Source organism: Terriglobus tenax (assembly GCF_025685395.1).
Classification (GTDB): Bacteria; Acidobacteriota; Terriglobia; order Terriglobales; family Acidobacteriaceae; genus Terriglobus; species Terriglobus tenax.
In genome coordinates, this window is the sequence record NZ_JAGSYA010000004.1 from 2,729,438 (window position 1) to 2,749,258 (window position 19,821).

The 19,821-nt window shown below is 60.6% G+C and carries 13 protein-coding genes and 1 rRNA gene; 6 read left to right on the top strand and 8 right to left on the bottom strand.

The window, feature by feature from the left end:
- Positions 1 to 44: 44 nt before the first annotated feature.
- The 3 genes from OHL13_RS17300 to OHL13_RS17310 all read right to left on the bottom strand — a co-directional run bounded on the left by OHL13_RS17300 (position 45) and on the right by OHL13_RS17310 (position 4,332).
- Entirely contained in the window at positions 45 to 1,889 is a 1,845-nt protein-coding gene (locus tag OHL13_RS17300) for a PAS domain-containing sensor histidine kinase (RefSeq protein ID WP_263411372.1), read from the bottom strand.
- Positions 1,890 to 1,925: 36 nt separating this feature from the next.
- Positions 1,926 to 2,702 carry a FadR/GntR family transcriptional regulator gene (locus tag OHL13_RS17305; protein WP_263411373.1) on the bottom strand — a complete coding sequence of 259 codons (777 nt, stop codon included), beginning with the start codon at positions 2,700 to 2,702 and terminating at the stop codon, positions 1,926 to 1,928.
- A 325-nt stretch (positions 2,703 to 3,027) separates the two neighbouring features.
- Complete coding sequence (locus OHL13_RS17310; protein WP_263411374.1) at positions 3,028 to 4,332, bottom strand: MFS transporter; 1,305 nt, start codon at positions 4,330 to 4,332, stop codon at positions 3,028 to 3,030.
- A gap of 150 nt (positions 4,333 to 4,482) precedes the next feature.
- On the opposite strand from OHL13_RS17310, the gene OHL13_RS17315 reads away from it, so the two are divergent.
- Both OHL13_RS17315 and OHL13_RS17320 read left to right on the top strand, forming a co-directional pair.
- The gene (locus OHL13_RS17315) at positions 4,483 to 5,766 is read left to right on the top strand and encodes an aminotransferase class V-fold PLP-dependent enzyme (RefSeq protein WP_263411375.1); all 1,284 of its coding nucleotides are present in this window, start codon (positions 4,483 to 4,485) and stop codon (positions 5,764 to 5,766) included.
- 157 nt (positions 5,767 to 5,923) lie between these two features.
- Positions 5,924 to 6,976 (top strand): aldose epimerase family protein, encoded by a 1,053-nt coding sequence (locus tag OHL13_RS17320; RefSeq protein ID WP_263411376.1) that lies wholly within the window; start codon positions 5,924 to 5,926, stop codon positions 6,974 to 6,976.
- A gap of 140 nt (positions 6,977 to 7,116) precedes the next feature.
- On the opposite strand, the gene ligD is transcribed toward OHL13_RS17320, so the two are convergent.
- From ligD to OHL13_RS17340, 4 genes are all read right to left on the bottom strand, one after another.
- Positions 7,117 to 9,891 (bottom strand): DNA ligase D, encoded by a 2,775-nt coding sequence (ligD, locus tag OHL13_RS17325; protein ID WP_263411377.1) that lies wholly within the window; start codon positions 9,889 to 9,891, stop codon positions 7,117 to 7,119.
- Between the two features lie 143 nt (positions 9,892 to 10,034).
- Complete coding sequence (locus OHL13_RS17330; protein ID WP_263411378.1) at positions 10,035 to 10,409, bottom strand: hypothetical protein; 375 nt, start codon at positions 10,407 to 10,409, stop codon at positions 10,035 to 10,037.
- Between the two features lie 208 nt (positions 10,410 to 10,617).
- Positions 10,618 to 11,553: a non-homologous end joining protein Ku gene (ku, locus tag OHL13_RS17335; RefSeq protein ID WP_263411379.1), complete on the bottom strand. Its 936-nt coding sequence runs from the start codon at positions 11,551 to 11,553 to the stop codon at positions 10,618 to 10,620.
- 278 nt (positions 11,554 to 11,831) lie between these two features.
- The gene (locus tag OHL13_RS17340; protein WP_263411380.1) at positions 11,832 to 13,013 is read right to left on the bottom strand and encodes a Gfo/Idh/MocA family protein; all 1,182 of its coding nucleotides are present in this window, start codon (positions 13,011 to 13,013) and stop codon (positions 11,832 to 11,834) included.
- 434 nt (positions 13,014 to 13,447) lie between these two features.
- On the opposite strand from OHL13_RS17340, the gene OHL13_RS17345 reads away from it, so the two are divergent.
- The gene (locus OHL13_RS17345; protein WP_263411381.1) at positions 13,448 to 14,335 is read left to right on the top strand and encodes a hypothetical protein; all 888 of its coding nucleotides are present in this window, start codon (positions 13,448 to 13,450) and stop codon (positions 14,333 to 14,335) included.
- A 296-nt stretch (positions 14,336 to 14,631) separates the two neighbouring features.
- Here OHL13_RS17345 and OHL13_RS17350 read toward each other — a convergent pair whose 3' ends face one another.
- Entirely contained in the window at positions 14,632 to 15,567 is a 936-nt protein-coding gene (locus OHL13_RS17350; protein ID WP_263411684.1) for a branched-chain amino acid transaminase, read from the bottom strand.
- 144 nt (positions 15,568 to 15,711) lie between these two features.
- Here OHL13_RS17350 and OHL13_RS17355 point away from each other — a divergent pair, with 144 nt between their 5' ends.
- The 3 genes from OHL13_RS17355 to OHL13_RS17365 all read left to right on the top strand — a co-directional run bounded on the left by OHL13_RS17355 (position 15,712) and on the right by OHL13_RS17365 (position 19,656).
- Positions 15,712 to 16,617 (top strand): M48 family metalloprotease, encoded by a 906-nt coding sequence (locus OHL13_RS17355; RefSeq protein WP_263411382.1) that lies wholly within the window; start codon positions 15,712 to 15,714, stop codon positions 16,615 to 16,617.
- Positions 16,618 to 17,377: 760 nt separating this feature from the next.
- Positions 17,378 to 17,545, top strand: a complete 168-nt coding sequence (locus OHL13_RS17360) for a hypothetical protein (protein ID WP_263411383.1) — start codon at positions 17,378 to 17,380, stop codon at positions 17,543 to 17,545.
- Between the two features lie 609 nt (positions 17,546 to 18,154).
- Positions 18,155 to 19,656 (top strand): 16S ribosomal RNA (locus OHL13_RS17365).
- Positions 19,657 to 19,821 lie beyond the last annotated feature (165 nt).

Here is a 19,821-nt window from a genome sequence, read left to right on the forward strand (position 1 = left end):
TTCGCGTATGAATGGGGCACCCAGAGTGGTGGCAGACGGAAGGATTAGTCGCGGGGGAGGAAGAGGGAGAAGACGGTGCCGTGGTGGATGGGGTGTTGAGTGGAGCGGAAGGTGAGGCGGCCTTTGTGTTGCTGGACGATGTCGGTGGAGATCCAGAGGCCGAGGCCGGTGCCGTTCAGTTCCTTGGTGGTGAAGAAGGCTTCGAAGATGCGTTTGCGGGCGGCCGGTGGGATGCCGGCGCCGTTGTCTGCGACGGTGATACGGAGGCCTTTGCGGCCGGTGGCGGCGTCGGTGACATCGTGCGCTCGGACGGAGATGCGGCCGCCGGTGCCGCGCATGGCGTCCATGGCGTTGGAGATGAGGTTGTTGAGCACCTGGCGGATGTTGTTTTCAAAACAGAGGACGGGCTTGGAGCTGAGGTAGCGGGTAGTGACGTCGATGCCGGAGTTGGTGAGGCGTCCCTGGTAGAGGTTGAGGACTGAGCTGACGAGCTGCTGCGCGGTGACCAGCGTGGGCGCTGTGGCCTGGCGGTGGAAGCGCAGGGTCTCCGTGGCAATGTGGGAGACGCGGGTTAGCTCTGACTGGGCGAGATCGATCCAGGTCTGCACCTGTTCGGGAAGGTTGCTGCTGTTGGCCACCAGGTAGAGCAGGTTGGTGACGGCTTCGAGCGGGTTATTGATCTCGTGCGAGATGGAGGCGGCGAGGCGGCCGACAGCGGCGAGCTTTTCACTTTCGATGAGGGCGCGCTCGGATCGCTTTTGCTGGGTGATCTCAAGCGAGGCGGCGGAGATGCCCTGGACCTCTCCGTCCGGGCCGTAGACGGGGAAGTAGTTGACGGTCCAGTAGCGGTGTTCGCCGGGGCGGCCGACGAGTTCGCCTTCGAGCGGTGCGTTGATGACGGGAATGCCGGCGGCGACCTGCTCGAACATCTCCTGCACGCCGGGGATGGGGGCGAGGTCGGTGACGCGTTTGCCGAGGATCTGTTCGGGCGTCATGGCGAAGAAGTCGGCCTGCTGCTGGTTGAGGCGGAGGTAGCGGAACTCGATGGGGTCGAAGTAAGCGAGGCCGATGGGGGCTGTCTGATAGATGGCCTCGATCTCGGCGAGCCGTCTTTCGGACTCGGTCTTCTGGGCGAGCAGTTCGGCGGCTGCTTTGCGCTGGCCGCTGATATCGCGGAAGGAGAGGATGATGCCTTCGTCGGCGGGTTGCACGTTGAAGGCGAACCAGGCGTCGAGGGGGGCAGGGTAGTACTCCTCGAAGGCACAGGGCTCGTGGGTTTCCATGGTATGGCGAAGGGAGCTGGTGTAGAGCAAGCTGGGATTTATAGCCGCGGGAAATTCGTCCCAGATATTTTTGCCGAGGAGATTGCCGTAGGCGGAGAGGCGGTTGCGGGCTTCGCGGTTGAGATAGGTGTAGTTGAAGTTGTGATCGAGATAGACGAAGCCGTCGTTGGTGGCGTCAAGCACCTGGGCGAGCTGGCGGGTGGTGGAATCGCGGTCGTCCTCTGCTTTGCGCAGGCGGGTGATGTCGCGATAGTGGAGGCCGATGCCGCTTTCGATGGGGAAGACTTCAACCTCGACCCAGTGATTGTGGGGAGCGTAGAAGAACTCGGTGTGCTGGGGCGTGCGCTGCTCCATGACGGAGCGGTAGATGCGTTCGATCTCGGTGCCTGCGGCCTCGGGGTAGAGCTCCCAAAGGGAACGGGAGTTGAGGTATTCGGGTTTGACGCGGGAGATTTCTCGGGCGGCCTGGTTGGCGTAGGTGATGCGCCAGCCATAGTCGAGGAAGAGAATTCCTTCCGAGAGCAACTCTGCGAGATGGGAGAGGTCGCGCAGAGTGGCTTGTGGCTCGGTGTGGCCGTTTGAGGTTGTGTCTTGATCCGCGGGCATGGCGCTCTTTTAGGGTGAGATGCCGATTGTAAGCAGTTAGTTCGCGGGAGCGATGCGTGGAGTTTTTACGGCAGCAAACTCTCCGGCTGCATTGGTCGGCGGAACTTCGAGATCCTGGGAGGCGCGGGCGCGGTAGAGGTGTTCGCGCATGGCGTCGCGTGCGGCCTCCGGGTTGCGGGCGCGGATGGCGCGGTAGATGGCGCGGTGCATCTCGGCGGACTCTTTGCGGTCTGTCGACTGCGCGACGGTCTTGGAGCGGACGTCGTAGAGCGCGGCGGTGATGGTCTCCATGAGTGTGGCCAGGATGGGATTGGCGGCCGCGAGCGCGATGGTGCGATGGAAGCGGACGTCGTGGATGAGATACTCCTGCGGCTGCTCGAGGGAGGCGTACATCTCGGCGACCTCTTCGGCGAGGGCGGCGATGTGCTCGTCAGTGGCGCGCTCGGCGGCGAGCGCGGCGAGGTCGGCTTCGAGGACGAGGCGGGCTTCAAACATCTGCCAGGGGAGGAAGCCGTGGAGGGCTCCGAGGACGTTGAGGGAGTTGCGGTCGAGGGCGGGTGGGCCGTCGGAGACGAAGGTGCCTGCGCCGTGGCGGGATTTGAGCACTCCCATGGCGGAGAGGAAGCCGATGCCGGCGCGGAGCGAGGAGCGGGAGATGTCGAGCTTGCGGGCCAGTTCCCGCTCCGGTGGGAGGCGGTCGCCGGGGCGGAGTTCACCGCGGGCGATGAGGGAACGGACATGCTCGACCACCTGCATGGTGAGCTGCGAATGCGGTTTAGCCGGGGTGCGGGGGGGCGTGGTCTTGGTAGGCATAATGGCAGCTCAGATGTTGGCGGTCGATGGAAGCATACCACTTTGGTTTAGTGGAAGGCGAAAGTGGTTGAACCTTTTGGGTGGGGGACAAGGGGGAAGGGGTGAGGGTGAAGCAGATTCCTCCGCTGCGCTGCGGAATGACAAACAAGAGAGGCGGTCGCGCGTTGCGCGAGGACCACCCATCCGCTTCGCGTATGGATGGGGCACCCGGCGGATTCCTTCGCTTCGCTACGGAATGACAAACAAGAAAGACGGAGGAGTGGCATAAGAAACGGGGAGAGGATTGAGTCCTCTCCCCGTTGGGGTGTGGTTTGTTGGTGTGGGACTAGATGGCTTCTTTGGGGCGGCCCATCCGGGGTACCAGGAGGTGCATGATGAGCAGGGCCACGAGGTAGGCGGAGCCGGCGACGGTGAAGACGACCAGAGGGTGGAGCGAGAGGTTGGCCTTGACCATGGAGGTGAAGAGCGCTCCGCCGACGGCTCCCATGGCGCCGCCGAAGCCGACGACGGTGGAGACGGCGGTGGTGGGGAACATGTCACCGGCGGTGGAGAAGATGTTGGCAGACCATCCCTGGTGGGCTGCGGCGGCCAGGGCGAAGAGCGCGGTGGCGGGCCAGGGGTTGGAGCCGAAGAGGGTTCCGACATGTGGAACGAAGACGACCGGGACGACGCAGAGGGCCATGGCGAGCATGGCGAACTTGCGTCCGGCGTTGACGCTCATGCCGCGCTTCATCAGGATGCCGGAGAGCGCTCCACCGAAGACGGAGCCTACCGAGGAGAACAGGTAGACGGTGACCAGGAACCAATACTGCGCACTGAGATCGAGACCGTAGTTCCGGTTGAGGAACTGGGGCAGGTAGAAGAGGTAAAACCACCAGACGCCGTCGGTGAGTCCCTTGCCGAGGGCGAAGGCCCATGCGCGGCGGGTGGCGATGATGGAGAAGAAGCTCTGCTTCTCGACGGGGAGAGCGACGTACTGCTGGGTAAGGGTGTCCTGCGAGGGACGCAGCTTGTTGTAAGGGAAGAGCAGCCAGAGGACGAGCCAGCCCATGCCCATGGAGCCGGTGGCGACGAAGGCGTAGCGCCAGCCCCAGTGTGCCGTTACGCTGGCGACCAGAAGCGGAGCGACGAGCGAAGAGAAGTTGGATCCGGAGTTGAAGATGCCGGTGGCCAGGGCGCGCTCTTCTGAGGGGAACCATTCGGAGGTGGCCTTGATGGCTGCGGGGAAGTTACCGGCTTCGCCGAGGCCAAGGCAGACGCGGGCAATGTAGAAGCCGACGACGGAGGTGACCAGGGAGTGACTCATGGAGGCCAGACCCCAGATGGCGATGGCGATGGCGTATCCGGCCTTGGTTCCGAGACGGTCGACGACGCGGCCGGCGGTGAGCAGGCCGATGCCGTAGGCGATCTGGAAGAAGATGACGACGTTGCCGAAGTTGTTATCGAAGATGGGTTGGTGGAACTTGTCCGCGGCGGGATTCCAGCCCATGAAGGCTACGCCGTGGAGGACCGGCTCGATCAGCGAGAAGACGGAACGGTCCATGTAGTTGACCGTGGTCGCGAGAAAGAGCAGGAAGCAGACAAACCAGCGCAGGTTCGAGGTATTTGCAGGGCGGGATACGGCGGCCATTCTATGGTCTCCAGGGTGTTTTTGGTCAGACCAATATGGCCCTCCGGACAGAGGATAGTTGACGGGGATAAGGAGTGGCAAGGAATTCGTGGGTAAGATGGGAGCTATCTTTCGGTAATCGTTCAGAGTTGCAACGAAATGGAGGCAGGCGTGGCGGGGAACAGGCGTGATTTCCTGAAACTGGCGGCCAGTGGTGTGGTGTTGCCGTCGGCGGTAACGGGGGGTGTGGAAGCGCAGGGCAGCGCGGCGGGTGCGGCGCACGAGGCGGAGTTTACGCAGTGGTATGACGTGGACCGCAGCCTGACGAACCTGGAGAACGCCTATTGGAACGTGATGGCTCGCCCGGTGATGGAGGAGTACTGGCGGCAGACGCAGTTTGTGAACCGGGTGAATGTTCCGTTTGTGCGCAGCGTGACAACAGACCGCACGCTGAACGGTGACCTGGAGATGGTGCGGAGCCACGTGGCTGCGCTGGTGGGCGTGCAGAAGGATGAGATTGCGCTGACACGGTGCGGGACGGAGAGCCTGCAGGACCTGATCAGCGGGTATACGCCGTTGAAGCCGGGCGACGAGGTGGTGTTCTGCGACATTGACTACGACGCGATGGTGAACACCATGCTGTTTCTGGAGGACCGGCGTGGAGTGAAGGTATCGACCTTTGAGATGCCAGAACCGGTGACGACGGCGGCGATCCTGGAGGCGTATGAGACGAAGCTGAAGAACACACCCAAAGCCAAGCTGATGCTGGTGACGCACCTATGCCATAAGACGGGGCTGGTGAATCCGGTGAAGGAGATTATCGCGATTGCGCGGAAGCATGGTGTGACAGTGATTCTGGATACGGCGCAGGCGGTAGGACAGATGCCGGTGGACCTGAAAGATATCGACGCGGACTTTGCGGGGTTCAGCCTGCATAAGTGGATTGGCGCTCCGCTGGGCGTGGGCGCGATTTATGTGAAGAAGGAGCGGCTGGGCGACCTGGAGCTGTGCCTGGGCAATCGCGAGGACGCGGCGGACGATGTGCGGTCGCGGGTGTATCCGGGGACATATAACTTTGCGGCGACGCTGACGATTCCGGCGGCGCTTGCTTTCCATAACAAGCTGACGGTGGAGAAGAAGCAAGCGCGGCTGACGGGCTTGCGCGACCGCTGGGTGCATGCGGTGAAGGATGTAGAGGGCGTGCAGATTCTGACGCCGGAAGAGAAAGGGCGCTATGGCGCGACGACCTCGTTCCGCGTGAAGGGCATGAAGAGCTTTGAGCAGGCGAAGCAGATGCAGGATGTGCTGCGGAAGAAATATGGGATTGTGACGGTGGCGCGGAAGGGGATTGCGAAGGGTGCGGCGGTTCGGGTGACTCCGGCGCTATATAACACTGAGACTGAGGTGGATAAGCTGGTGGTGGCGTTGAAGGCGGAGCGGGGAATGTTTGGGTGAAGTTGGATAGTGTGATGGTTGGATAGTGTGATGGTGAAAAACAGATTCCTCCGCTGCGCTGCGGAATGACAAGCAAGAAAACGGTCTCGCTTTCGCGAGATACCCCACCCTTCGCTTCGCGAAGAATGGGGCAACGGAAGTACAGGTGGGAGAAGGAATGAGTGAGACGGTGGTGACGAAGGCGGTGTTCGGCAGGTTGCCGGATGGTGGTGAGGTCGAGATCTTCACGATGAAGAACGATGTGGCCGAGGCCCGGGTAATGAGCTGGGGAGCGCGGCTGGTGAGTCTGAAGACCAAGGATCGTGAGGGCGTGCTGGCCGATATTTCACTGGGGTACGACAAGCTGGAGGAGTGGCTGGTGGACCGTCCTCACTTCGGTTCGACGATTGGACGGTTTGGCAATCGCATTGCCCTGGGCAAGTTCACGCTGGATGGGGTGGAGTATCAGTTGCCGATCAACAACGGACCGAACTCGCTGCACGGCGGACCACTGGGTTTTGACAAGCTGCCGTGGACGGCAAAGCAGGTACCGGATGGTGTGGAGCTGACGCTGGTGTCTCCGGATGGCGATGCGGGATATCCGGGCACGCTGACGGTGAAGACGACCTACACGCTGGTGGGCAGCGAGCTGCGGCTGAAGTACCACGCGGTGACGGACAAGGCGACGATTCTGAACCTGACCAACCACAGCTACTTCAACCTGCGGGGTGATGATCGCGGGGATGTGGCCGATACCGTGGTGACGATTTACGCGGACAAGTATCTGCCGACGGATGAGGGGCAGATCCCGACGGGAGAGGTGGCATCGGTGGAGGGAACGCCGATGGACCTGCGGTCGCCGCAGGTGGTGAGCAAGCTGTGGGATGACACGAGCTTTGAGCCGCTGCGCATTGGCGAGGGCTTTGACCACATGTGGATTGTGAATGGCGAGCCGGGAACGATGCGTCCGATGGCGGAGGCGTATTTGCCGGAGACGGGGCGTGTGCTGACGGTGAAGTCAACGGAGCCGGGGATGCAGTTCTACACGGGCAATCACCTGACGGGTGCGTTTACGGGGCGGCATGGGCAGGTGTATGCGGTGCGGACGGGCTTCTGCTTTGAGACGCAGGGGTATCCGGATGCTCCGAACCATGCGAATTTTCCTTCGACGGTATTGAGGCCGGGGGAGGTGTTTGCGTCGGAGACGGTGTATGGGTTTGGAGTGAGGTAGTTGTGAGTTGAGAGGTGTGAGTTGTGAGAGGCCGGGGCGGATGCTTCGGCCTTTTGCTTTTGGGGAAAGAAAAGGCAGTCGCGCGATTTCCCACCCATCCGCTGCGCGTATGGATGGGGCACCCAGAGTGGGTGCTGGGGTTAGACCGGAAGAGATTGTTTTGTGGTGGGGAGGGATTTCCAGGGGTTGGGTTTGAGGTGGGATTGCCAGTTGGGGAAGGTGGCGACGGTGAAGAGGGGGCGCTCAGGGAGTTTGAGGGCGGACCAGGGGAGGGGGAGGGAGACGGGTGCTCCGGCGCGGGCGCGGGGACTGAAGGGGGCTACGGCGGTGGCTCCGCGTTCGTTGCGCAGGTAGTCGAGGTAGATTTTTCCGGTGCGGGCGGCCTTGGACATCTTGGTGAGGTAGAGGCGCGGGTTATCGCTCTCCATCTGCTGGACGAAGGTGTGGGCCCAATCTTTGGCGGAGGTCCAGTCAACCGAGGGTGTGATGGGGATGACGACGTGGAGGCCTTTGCCGCCGGTGGTCTTGAGGAAGCTGGTGAGCCTGAGTTTTTTGAGGCGGGTGCGGATGTCTTCAGCGGCTTCACAGAGGGTGGACCAGGAGATGGCGGCGTCGGGGTCGAGGTCGAAGATGAGGCGGTCGGGATGTTCGAGGTCGTCGTTTTGCGAGCCCCAGGGATGAACTTCCAGGACACCAATCTGGGCAAGGCCGGCGAGCGCTTCCGGGGTGGAGAGGGTGATGTACTGATCGATCTTGCCGGTCTTTTTATCGGGGACGGGGGTACCGGTGATGCCGGGTGGAAGCATGTGGTTGATGTGTTTCTGGAAGAAGCACTCTTTGCCGGAGCCCTCTGGACAGCGGACAAGAGAGAGTGGGCGGTTGGCGATGTGGGGCAGCATGTGAGGGGCAATGGCGAAGTAGTAGTCGGCGAGTTGCTGCTTGGTGAGGGAGGTGGTGGGGTCGAGGATTTTGTCGGGGTGGGTGAGGCGGACTGGGGCGGGTTGGATGGTTTGGGACGCACTGGTGCGCGCCTTCCCACCCATCTGCTTTGCAGATGGATGGGGCACCCGGGTGGTGGCTGATTTTGGGGTGTGTTTGAAGGTCGGGGGAGTGGAGGCTTGCTCGCGGTGGACTTCGGTGGCTGGTTTGTCTTCGCGGAGGCCCTGGAAGGCGGCTTGGCGGACGAGGTTGTCCGCGGTCCAGGTAGTGAAGGTGACCTGGGCGACGAGATTCGGCTTGACCCAGAGGGCGCCTTTTTGCGCGTCGCGGGGGACTGAGGCGAAGGCGGGTTTGGGCTGGCGGAGTGTGTCGAGCTGGTCACGCAGGTGTTTGTGGGTGGTTGCGCTGAAGCCGGTACCGGTGCGTCCGGCGTAGTGAAGCTTGCCGGTGGTGTCGTAGTAGCCGAGCAGGAGGGCTCCGACGCCGTGGATGCCGTTGGAGGGCAGGGTGAAGCCGGCGATGACGAACTCCTGCTGGCGGAGGCATTTGAACTTGAGCCAGTCGGAGGAGCGGGTAGGGCGGTAGGGAGCGTCAGCGCGTTTGGAGATGATGCCTTCGGCGTGGAGGTTGCAGGCGTTGGTGAGGATTTCGCGGCCGTCGCCGGTGAGGTGCTGGGCGTAGAGGATGTTGGATTCCCACCCATCCGCTTTGCGGATGGATGGGGCACCCGGGTTTGGGGCTGTCAGGAGAGTTTCGAGGAGATGCTTGCGTTCGATCAGCGGCAAGTTGCGGGTGTTGTGGCCGTCGAGGTGGAGGAGGTCGAAGGCGAAATAGGTAAGGGGGTGCTTTGCGGTATGTTCGAAGGCGGCCTGCAGGTCGGCGAAGCTGGTGGTGCCGTCGGGCCGGATGACGCAGAGTTCGCCGTCGAGGATGGCGGAGGTGATGGGGATTTTCTGGAAGGCCGTGGCAATGGGCTGCATGCGGTGGGTCCAGTCGAGACCGGTGCGGGTGAAGAGACGGACCTTGTGGTTCTGGATGTGGACCTGGATGCGGTAGCCGTCGAGCTTGAGTTCGTGGAGCCAGTCAGAGGTGGTGGGTGGGGTTGTGGCTTCGGTGGCGAGTTGAGGTTTAAGGAAGGCGGGCATTCGCTCTTTCGGGAGCGAATCGACTGGGATGGTTTTGGTCTGCGAAGGAGATGCAGGTCCCTCCGCTGCGTCGCTGCGCGCCTTCGGTCGGGATGACACACCGGTGGTTTGTGGTGATTTGGATTTCTGTTTGTACCAGGGTTGGTCGGCGGTGCTGGTTTCTTTGCTGTTCCAGACGTGGTCTTCTTCCGCGGCTATTTGTTCGAGAGTGCGGCCGGTGAGGGCGGAGTCAGGAGCTTCGTCGAGGATGGTGGGATCGCCGGGAGTGCGCTCGTACTCGTCGTGCTCTTTGATGAGAAGCCAGTTGGGCTTGGCTCCGGGCTTGTTGTCGCTGCCGAAGCGACCGCCTTTCATGCGGATGAGCGCCCATTTTCCTTGCAGTTTTTCGCCGTGCAGGATGAATTTGAGGGAGCCGTCTTTCAGGCCCTGATCGACGTCGTGGCCGGGTTGGATCTCCCATGTGCCGGTGTCCCAGACCATGACGGTTCCACCGCCGTATTGGCCTTTGGGGATGATGCCTTCAAAGCCGCCGTACTCCATGGGGTGGTCTTCGACTTCAACGGCGAGGCGCTTGTCGGCGACGACGTAGCTGGGGCCTTTGGCGACGGCCCAGCTTTTGAGAACGCCGTTGAAGCCGAGGCGGAAGTCATAGTGCAGGCGGGTGGCGGCGTGCTTCTGGATGACGAACGGCCATTGCATGGATCGGGATTTTTGATTGGCTGGAGTGCTGCTCCCCGCGGGTTCGGCGGTGATATGGAAGTCGCGCATGGCGCGGTACTTCTGGAGTTGCTGGTCGACGAGGGAGGTGGCGGATTTCTTTTTGGTCGCCATGGTGAGTGAGATGCGTGCGACGAGTTGGGTGGTGTGAGTTGTGAGAAGCAGATTCTTTCAGGAGGACAGAAGGATAGGGAAGACAAGAGGGGAGATGCAGGCCTTTTACGTCGGGGCACCCGGGGATCTGCTGCTCGGATGGTTTAGGGCATGGAGCATTTGGATTGTTCGGTGCAGAGGATAGGCTGGGTGCAGAGCTTTGCGGTGAAGTGGTCGAGACGGTTGAGCTTGATGGCGGCCTGCAGGAAGCCGGTGTTGTCGCAGGTGGCTCCGGCGGCGACGTTGTGGCAGGCGCGGTACTGGTACTTGTGGACGAGGGCCATCTCTTCGGCGTTCAGGGTGAGTTCGTAGTCCTCGATGGTGTTGAGCAGGTCGGCGGGGGCGAGGAGTTCGAGGTGCTTCTGCGGGCACTGGTCTTTGAGGAGTTGTTCGAAGGCGGCGCGGGCCTGACGGGGTGTGGTGTCGGGTGCGGCTGCGAACGCGGTGGCGCAGAGGAGGATGGGGAGAAGTTTCTTCATCGTTCTGTTGGATGGTGCGAAGGTCGGATGGTGAGCGGGCACGTCGGCCTTGCAGGATGACACAGGACAAGAACAACAAAAGCAAAGGCAGACGCGGGTCGTTCGCGTGGCTGAGGATGATGGGCGCGAAGCGAGAGTGGAATGCAGGTCCCTCCACTTCGCTACGCTTCGGCCGGGATGACAAGACGGCAAACAGGGTTGTGCTGCTTCAAGCTGATTTGCGTTTGGTGGCTTTCTTTGCGGGTTTGACGATCGAGATGCCGCGTTTGGCGTCGGAGGCTGGGGCTTTGGCGGAGGGCTTTTTGCGTGAGGTGGACGCGGGCTCTGCCTGCTTTGTGTTGCCGTGAACACTGGCGCGGAGGGCGTCCATGAGGTTGATGACCTTGGCGGTGTGCGGGTGCTCTTCTTCGATGGGAAGCGGGGCGTGTTCGATCTTGGCCTGGACGAGGGCGCGGAGGGCGGCTTCGTATTCGTCGTGCCATTTGGTGGGGTCGAAGTTCTGGGCCTTGCGCTTGATGAGTTCTTTGGCGAGCTCCATCTGGTCGGTGTCGATCTTTACGTCCTTGATGTCGGCGAAGTATTCCTTCGCGTCGCGCAGCTCTTCCTGGTAGCGCATGGTGTAGGCCATAAGCCCGGTGAGTTCAGGGTCAGAGGGTGCGGCGATGGCAACGAGATGTTCGCGGCCGCCGAAGGCGATTTTGCCGATGCCGGCTTTCTTCATGCTGCGCAGGGCTTCGCGGATGGTGGCGAAGGCCTCGGTCTGCGGAGCGTTTTCCGGCACGACGAAGTAGGGCTTTTCGAAGAAGGCGGGGTCGAGTTCTTCGAGGGCGATGAACTGTTCGAGCTGGATGGTGTTGCGCGAGGGGATGCGGAGGTTGGCGATCTCCTCGGGGTCGATCTGGATGTATTCGCCTTTGCGGAATTCGTAGCCTTTGACGATGTCGGACTTGCTGACGGTGGAGGATGGCGTGGTCTCCTCGGCTTCAGAGGCGTTGACCTTCTGGTACTTCACGCGTTCGCCGGTGTGGCGGTTGATCTGGTGAAACTTGATCTCGGAGGCGGATTCGGTGGCGACGAAGAGTTTGACGCCGAAGGATACGAGCGAGATCTGGATGTGACCGGACCAGTAAGGACGTGCTGCCATGATGACTGCCCTCCAACGAATGGTGAGAAGCCATTGTAGGCAGAGCGGGATGCCTTTTTGTGGGTTTTGTTGGGTCTTTTGATGAGATTGTGCGGGGTTTCGCTGGGTGTTCGCTGGAAAGTTTACTGAGTAGGAAAGGGTGGGGGTGGGGTGTTTAGGGAGGAGTTAATGCGGGGTGGGGTGTTGGGATGCGGGACGCCGGCCATCGAGGCCGGCGTCGGTTTCTGTTTGCCGATGTTTTCGGCACGGCTGAAGCCGTGCCCTGACGAGAACGGGGGCTAGGATTTGATGGGCCATTTGGTGAGGCCTCCGCGCTGGTAGGCGAGGTTGGCGATGTGGCCTGCGCGGGCGGCGGCGATGCCTGCTTCTACGGGAGCGTTGGGTTCTTTGCGGGAGACGACGCAGTCGAGGAAGTTGCGCATGTGGGCGATGGTGCCGTCTTCGAAGCTGTCCTCTTTGAGGATGGGGTTGGCGCCGGATTTGACCTGCTCGCGCCAGACGGACATGCCGGAGCGTGTGAGCTTGAGGGTGGCGTCGGTGCCGCGGAACTCGAGGCCGCCGTCGTCGATGGAAGAACTCATTGCGCCCTCGTAGACGACGTCGAAGCCGGGATAGCGGAGTGCGGCCTGGATGGTGTCGGGGCAGTCCCACTGCTGGAAGATGTTCTTGTCGCCGATCATGGTGGCGAGTGAGGGCTCATCGGACTTCATGGCCCAGTGGACGATGTCGATCCAATGGCTGAAGAGGTCAGTCATGGCGCCTCCTCCGAAGTCCCAGAACCAGCGCCAGTGGGCGTATTGCTCGAGGTCGAAGGGGCGGTCTTTCGCTCCGCCGAGCCACTGCTTCCAGTCGAGTTGTGAGGCGTCAACGGGCCTGGGGATGGCCCAGCTTGCCGTGGCGTAGTTTTGCCACCAGTAGGTGCGCACCTGGGGAATCTTGCCGAGGGTTCCGCCCTGGATGAGTGCGACGGCGTTGCGAAAGTGGGACCAGCTTCGCTGCTGGGTGCCGCATTGCAGGATCTGCTTGCTGGAGCGCACGGCTTTTTGAAGGAGGGCGCCTTCTTCGAGCGTGTGCGTCACGGGCTTTTCCAGGTAGACGTCTTTGCCGGCGGCGACGGCGGCCTGCGCGATGCGGACGTGCCAGTGGTCGGGCGTGGCGCAGAGGACGGCGTCGATGGACTTGTCGTCGAGCAGAGCGCGGAAGTCTTTGTGAAGCACGGCACTGGATGCGTTGGGGCGCTGTTTCGCACGCTCGGCGTTGGGGGCGTAGACATCGCAGATGGCGACGATCTCGTAGGAGTAGCCGGACTTTTCGAGGGCGTCGAGGAGACTGCCCATGCGTCCGCCGGGACCGATGATGCCGATGCGGAGGGTCTTGCTGGCGGCGAAGCCACGGGATGAGCTGAGTGCGGTGAGGCCGGAGGCGACGAGGAAGGTGCGGCGGGTCATGTTTGGGTGCATGAAGGCGGGGCTCCTCTGGTACGGAGAAGTTTTATCAGGAATTGTGGGGATGGAGTGGGAGAAGCAGATCCGCTCAGGATGACAAAGGCAAGAAGATAAGAGCGGAAATGCAGGTCCCTCCACTGCGGCGCTGCGCGCCTTCGGTCGGGATGACGAGCGAGAAATACACGAATTTGCATGTGGTGATGGGGGTCACTGCTGTGTGGGGTGGGGAGGCGTAGGTTGGGTTCAGACGAAGCGAAATGTTGTTTTCCCTTACCTAGGGTTCAGTAGCCGGTTTCTTTTCGACGTGCATCCTGGCGGCCAGTTTTGGCGGGTGGACGATGCGCCGGAGAGCCTGGTGCGCCAGTCGCTGACGCGCAGCTTGATTGCAGAGCTGCACAGGCCTGCCCACTGCTTGAGCCCTTCCTGCCCGAATGAGGAGTGACGCTCACATGAAGATCTTTGGAAAGACGATGGTTGTTCGATTGGGAATGGCGACGATGTTGTCTGCCGCGATGAGTGCGCTGGTGGTGCATGCGCAGCAGCTTGGATGGGAAGGCAGCACGGGTGTGTTTATTACTCCGCTGGCCTATACGATTGCCACTCCGGAGAAGGAGAAGATTGCCAAGCCGGTGGTGGGCTATCACTTTCTGCATGGCGGCGATGTGCTGGGTACCTTCAGCCAGATCTCGGTGAGCAGCGGTGCGCTGAACCGCGTGGAGTTTGGATATACGCGGACGATTCATTCGGCGGGATCGAATGCGACGCTTAGCCCGCTGTGGGGCGACGGGTTCAACACCTTTCATGGCAAGGTGGCGCTGGTGAAGGAGAATGCGGCGAAGACGAAGTGGGTGCCGCAGGTTTCCGGTGGCTTCGTCGTTCGCAGCCAGGTGCGGAATGTGGGTGGCCAGTTGACCAAGAAGGACACGGTGAACGGCGATGTGTACCTTGTGGCGTCGAAGACAATTACGCAGCTGAAGGTGGTTCCGGTGCTGGTGACGGGCGGTGTGCGGGGAAGCAATGCGCAGCTGTTCGGGCTGGGCGGCAATGCTCCGGAGTGGGGTGCGCTGGGATTTGGTTCGGTGGCGTTTGTGCTGAAGGGACCGGCGAAGAGCACGGTGATTCTGGCGGCGGAGGCTTCGCAGCAGCCGAACCGGATCAAAGATCTTCCAGGTGCGGTGATGCCGACGGCGCTGGTGTATGCGGTGCGTGTGTTGCCGAGTGCGAAGCTGCCGCTGAATGTGGACTTCGGGATGCTGCAGGGGCCGGGACGGATTGCTCCGGGAGTGGATTTGGGAGCGCGGAGCCGGCCGGCGTTTGCGGTGAGTTATAAGTTTTGAGTTGTGGGGTGTGAGTTGTGCGCTTGGGGACGCCGGCTATTGAGGCCGGCGTTCTTGTTTCATGGGGAAGTGTTTTAGCCGTGCCCTTAATCGCGATGTTCCCACCCATCCGCTGCGCGTATGGATGGGGCACCCGGAGTTGTGGTGACCGAAAAGCAGATTCCTTCGCGCTGCTGCGGAATGACAAGCAAGAAAGACAAAAGGCCCGGCGGTTGCCGGGCCTTTTGTGGCTTCGAATCCACCCTAGCGATGCAGGAGCACCCGTGATGAGGTGCACCCGGTGGGGGTGAGTGTGTTTAGACGGTGGCTTCGACCTTGACGTTGACCGGGGTGAGCCAGTTGTAGCGGTCGGGCTTGAGGCCGTTGACCAGGGCGAAGAACTCGTCGTGGATGGCGGTGGTGATGGGGCCCATCTTGCCGTCGGCGATCATGATCTGGTCGACGGAGCGGAGGTGGGTGACCTCGGCGGCGGTGCCGGTGAAGAAGGCCTCGTCGGCGATGTAGATGAGTTCGCGCGGGAGGGTCTGTTCAACGACCGGGATGCCGAGGTGCTTGGCGATGGTGATGATGGAGTCGCGCGTGATGCCGGAGAGGACCGAGTTGGCGAGCGGCGTGGTGTAGAGAATGCCACCGCGCACGAGGAAGAGGTTCTCGCCGGAGCCTTCGGACAGGTAGCCGTTGCGATCGAGCGCGATGCCTTCGACGTAGCCGTTGGCCTTGGCTTCCATGTTGATGAGCTGCGAGTTCATGTAGTTGGCGCCGGCCTTGGCCAGCGAGGGCATGGTGTTGGGCGCCAGGCGGCTCCACGAGGAGATACAGACATCGGCACCTTCCGAGGCGGTGATGTACTTGCCCCAGGGGAAGTTGGCGATGTAGACCTCAATGGGCGACTTGGTGGGGTTGACGCCGATTTCGCCATAACCGCGGAAGGCGATGGGGCGGATGTAGCAGGGAGCGACACCATTGGCCTCAACGACATCGACGACGGCGGAAACGAGCTGGTCGACGGTGTAGGGCAGGGGCATGCGGTAGATCTTGGCCGAGTCGATGAGCCGCTGCATGTGCTCCGGCAGGCGGAAGACGCCGGCGGAGGTGCCCTGGGTGTAGGCGCGGATTCCTTCAAAGACGGAAGAGCCGTAGTGGATCACGTGCGACATGACGTGAATGTTGGCCTTCTCCCAAGGAATGAGTTGGCCGTTGTGCCAGATGTTTTGCGTTGGCGTGATGGGCATGGTGCTTTGCTCCCGAGCCTCGCGGGTTGCGAGGTAAGGCTTCAAGTATAGCCCCTGAAACAGGGGGATTTCCGGGATTTTCGCGGTTCTTCGTCGCGATTCACTACAATCCTGGACAACGCAGTAAGCGCAGGTGAGGCAGCGATGAACAGGTTCCTGGCAGTTGGGTTGATGGCGGCAGTGGTGGGAGTGGGGATGCGGTGCGAGGCGGCGGAGCCGAAGCTGCCGGTGTGCCGGAACGCGTTTACCGAGCCGGATGAACAGAAGCAGGGCAATGAGGTCGCGGCCAAGGTATATGAGGCGATGCCGGTGCTGAAGGACTCGGACCCGGTGGCGGTGTATGTGCGCGGGCTGGGGGCCAAGCTGGTGAACTTCGCCCCGGGCTATGCGTGGGAGTACAACTTCCACGTGGTGGCGAGCGATGAGATCAATGCGTTTGCGCTGCCGGGAGGATCGATCTTTGTGAACCTGGCGACGATCCAGGCGGCGGAGAGCGAGGCACAGCTGGCGGGCGTGATGGGACACGAGATCTCGCACGTGGTGATGCGGCATTCGACCTGCAACATTACCAAGCAGCAGAAGCGGAGCCTTTGGTATGGGCTGGGGCAGATTGCCGCGGCGGCGACGCTGGGTGGAAACCTGGGCGGGTTAGCCGCGCAGGGAATTGGCACGGCCGCCGGTCTGGACTTTCTGCGGATGGGGCGCGATGCGGAGAAGCAGGCCGACCTGATGGGAACACACATTCTGTATGACGCGGGGTACGATCCGCGCGGGATGCCGCAGTTCTTCGAGATTATCCAGGCCAAGTATGGCGAAGGCGGGGCGCAGATGCTGAGCGATCACCCGAATCCTGGAAACCGCACCCAGTATGTGAGCGCGGAGATTGCGACCCTGCCGCCGCGGGATAAGCCTGTGCGGACGACGGATGAGTTCCGCCGGGTGCATGATGTGGCGATGAAGGAGAAGGCGTTGAAGGCGGAAGAGGTGAAGGCGGGTGCGTGGAAGAAGTCTGGACAGTATGAGAAGGGGCCGGGCAGCAAGATGGATTAGGCGGGGCGGAGAGCAGGAAGTGGATCCTTTTCAGTAGGACTGGAAAGACAAGAAAGGCGAATGGAGGTTCCCTCCCTTGCGCTTCGCTTCGGTGGGGATGACAGAGGAGGAGGCAAAACGGCTCGTACTTTGCGCGATGCCTACCTCTGCTGGGTAGAGATATGAGACATCCAGTGTTGTGAGGGCACGGAGAGATTGCAGCAAGTGCACCATGAGCTGTGCAAGAGCCAATTTTGTAAAGTGTTGATATTGTTGACGATGTAATGGTTTTCAACATGAGCCCCCGTTTTTCAACAGGGGTTTCGCTTGCGCCGCGTTCATGGACACGTTACATTCAAAAACGTTGCAGCGGTCAAGAGAGACGCAAGCAGCGAGGTTGAACGCGAGCCAGAAGATAAGGCCGCCCTGGTAAAGCAGTCAATACTGGGAGATTCAACCGCAGTCCAAGCGTTTGTTTTACGGGAATCGCGACAGGGCATAGCCCGGCACCCGGCCAAACCCAAGCCACTGCAAGTGATAGGAAAAGGGCCTTAGAGGCCGCGATCGTTTTGCGATCGAAGGGATATTTGAGTTTCTGTGCTGTTTTGATTTGACGTCATCTTCGATTAGGGTGGCATGTCAATCTTCGAGAAGAGCTTTACAGCTTCTTGTTTTTATCCACCGTGCCTATGGGGCTGGATCGGCCAAACGGACCGACGACGGAAGATGCAAGCGAGGGTGGAGCGCGAAGTTGACAGGCGAACGAAAGTTCGATACTCTAATGAAGTTGCGCAACGAACAACAGCGCAACGATGCGGCGAGCGGCTCGAAAGAGCGTGTGAGCGGCAAGGTTGAACGCGAGCCGGAAGATAAGGCCGCCCTGGTGAGGTACTACTGGGAACTTCAACCGCAGTCCAAGCGTTTGCTTTCGGAACTGAGCGATGGGTAATGCCTCGCCACCGATCAAACCCAAGCCACTGCAATACGAGATAAAGGGCCTCAGTGGCCGCGATCGTTTTGCGATCGAAGGATGTTTGAGTTTTTGTGCTGTAAAGGCGCCACGACGTAAGAGTGGATGTCGATTCCCGATACAAGGCCGTCAGCTTCTGGATCGCGAATCCTGTGCCCGCGGGGCTGGATCGGCTGCTAAGACCGACGACAGGATGACGCGAATGAGCGAGCGGCGAGGGGTTGACAAGCGAACGAAAGTTCGATACTCTAATGAAGTTGGCGCAAGTCGAAAGCGACGGCGAAGCGAGTACGGCGGGTCGAGACTGAAAGGTTGAGGCTAGCGGAAAGCGGAAGTCGTACCACCCGGACAAAACAGCGCATCAAGTTCGAGGACACATGGCAGCATTATGCGCCTGAGTCCTTGATCCATACGGCCCGCTAAGGCGGCAAGTCGTTACGGATCTTTGACAACATAGTTGAACGTGCCAGTCGTGAGAAGATGCAAGCTTTGGCTTGGTCAATCTCACAAGGTAAAAGCCCACCGGTTTTCGAGCCTGGTGGGCAGGCAGGAACCACGGACCTCCGTCCTGTGGTCTGCCAACAGGTTTCAAACGAGAGTTTGATCCTGGCTCAGAATCAACGCTGGCGGCGTGCCTAACACATGCAAGTCGCACGAGAAAGGGACTTCGGTCCTGAGTAAAGTGGCGCACGGGTGAGTAACACGTGACTAACCTACCTCCGAGTGGGGAATAACTTCGGGAAACCGAGGCTAATACCGCATAACACTTACGAGTCAAAGCAGCAATGCGCTTGGAGAGGGGGTCGCGGCAGATTAGTTAGTTGGCGGGGTAATGGCCCACCAAGACGATGATCTGTATCCGGCCTGAGAGGGCGCACGGACACACTGGAACTGAAACACGGTCCAGACTCCTACGGGAGGCAGCAGTGGGGAATTTTGCGCAATGGGGGAAACCCTGACGCAGCAACGCCGCGTGGAGGATGAAGTCTCTTGGGACGTAAACTCCTTTCGATCGGGACGATAATGACGGTACCGATAGAAGAAGCCCCGGCTAACTTCGTGCCAGCAGCCGCGGTAATACGAGGGGGGCAAGCGTTGTTCGGAATTATTGGGCGTAAAGGGCGCGTAGGCGGTTTGGCAAGTCTAGTGTGAAATCTTCGGGCTCAACTCGAAGTCTGCACTGGAAACTGCCGGGCTTGAGTATGGGAGAGGTGAGTGGAATTTCCGGTGTAGCGGTGAAATGCGTAGATATCGGAAGGAACACCTGTGGCGAAAGCGGCTCACTGGACCATAACTGACGCTGAGGCGCGAAAGCTAGGGGAGCAAACAGGATTAGATACCCTGGTAGTCCTAGCCCTAAACGATGATTGCTTGGTGTGTCGGGTACCCAATCCCGTCGTGCCGAAGCTAACGCGATAAGCAATCCGCCTGGGGAGTACGGTCGCAAGGCTGAAACTCAAAGGAATTGACGGGGGCCCGCACAAGCGGTGGAGCATGTGGTTTAATTCGACGCAACGCGAAGAACCTTACCTGGGCTCGAAATGTAGTGGAATCCGGCAGAAACGTCGGCGTCTAGCAATAGACCGCTATATAGGTGCTGCATGGCTGTCGTCAGCTCGTGTCGTGAGATGTTGGGTTAAGTCCCGCAACGAGCGCAACCCTTATCTCCAGTTGCTACCATTTAGTTGAGCACTCTGGCGAAACCGCCTCGGATAACGGGGAGGAAGGTGGGGATGACGTCAAGTCCTCATGGCCTTTATGTCCAGGGCTACACACGTGCTACAATGGTCGGTACAAACCGTCGCGAACCCGTGAGGGGGAGCCAATCGGAAAAAGCCGACCTCAGTTCGGATTGAAGTCTGCAACTCGACTTCATGAAGCTGGAATCGCTAGTAATCGCAGATCAGAATGCTGCGGTGAATACGTTCCCGGGCCTTGTACACACCGCCCGTCACATCACGAAAGTGGGTTGCACTAGAAGTCGGTGAGCTAACTCGCAAGAGGAGCAGCCGCCCAAGGTGTAATTCATGATTGGGGTGAAGTCGTAACAAGGTAGCCGTAGGAGAACCTGCGGCTGGATCACCTCCTTTCTAAAAGAGAAACGTTGTGGCATATGTTCACGTTCCGCGGAATGCGGACGGTCTTCGGATCGAGTGAGCAGATGACTACTTCAACCATCGCCTGTAACCTGCAGGAGTGATGGAATTCTGAATCAAGCCTTCTTTTGGCTTGCTTGTCATCGATATCGATGGTCA

Coding starts and splice junctions, on each gene's coding strand:
- OHL13_RS17300 (WP_263411372.1), bottom strand. CDS start 1,889: ATGCCCGCGGATCAAGACACAACCTCAAACGGCCACACCGAGCCACAA.
- OHL13_RS17305 (WP_263411373.1), bottom strand. CDS start 2,702: ATGCCTACCAAGACCACGCCCCCCCGCACCCCGGCTAAACCGCATTCG.
- OHL13_RS17310 (WP_263411374.1), bottom strand. CDS start 4,332: ATGGCCGCCGTATCCCGCCCTGCAAATACCTCGAACCTGCGCTGGTTT.
- OHL13_RS17320 (WP_263411376.1), top strand. CDS start 5,924: ATGAGTGAGACGGTGGTGACGAAGGCGGTGTTCGGCAGGTTGCCGGAT.
- ligD (WP_263411377.1), bottom strand. CDS start 9,891: ATGGCGACCAAAAAGAAATCCGCCACCTCCCTCGTCGACCAGCAACTC.
- OHL13_RS17330 (WP_263411378.1), bottom strand. CDS start 10,409: ATGAAGAAACTTCTCCCCATCCTCCTCTGCGCCACCGCGTTCGCAGCC.
- ku (WP_263411379.1), bottom strand. CDS start 11,553: ATGGCAGCACGTCCTTACTGGTCCGGTCACATCCAGATCTCGCTCGTA.
- OHL13_RS17340 (WP_263411380.1), bottom strand. CDS start 13,013: ATGCACCCAAACATGACCCGCCGCACCTTCCTCGTCGCCTCCGGCCTC.
- OHL13_RS17345 (WP_263411381.1), top strand. CDS start 13,448: ATGAAGATCTTTGGAAAGACGATGGTTGTTCGATTGGGAATGGCGACG.
- OHL13_RS17350 (WP_263411684.1), bottom strand. CDS start 15,567: ATGCCCATCACGCCAACGCAAAACATCTGGCACAACGGCCAACTCATT.
- OHL13_RS17355 (WP_263411382.1), top strand. CDS start 15,712: ATGAACAGGTTCCTGGCAGTTGGGTTGATGGCGGCAGTGGTGGGAGTG.
- OHL13_RS17360 (WP_263411383.1), top strand. CDS start 17,378: ATGAAGTTGCGCAACGAACAACAGCGCAACGATGCGGCGAGCGGCTCG.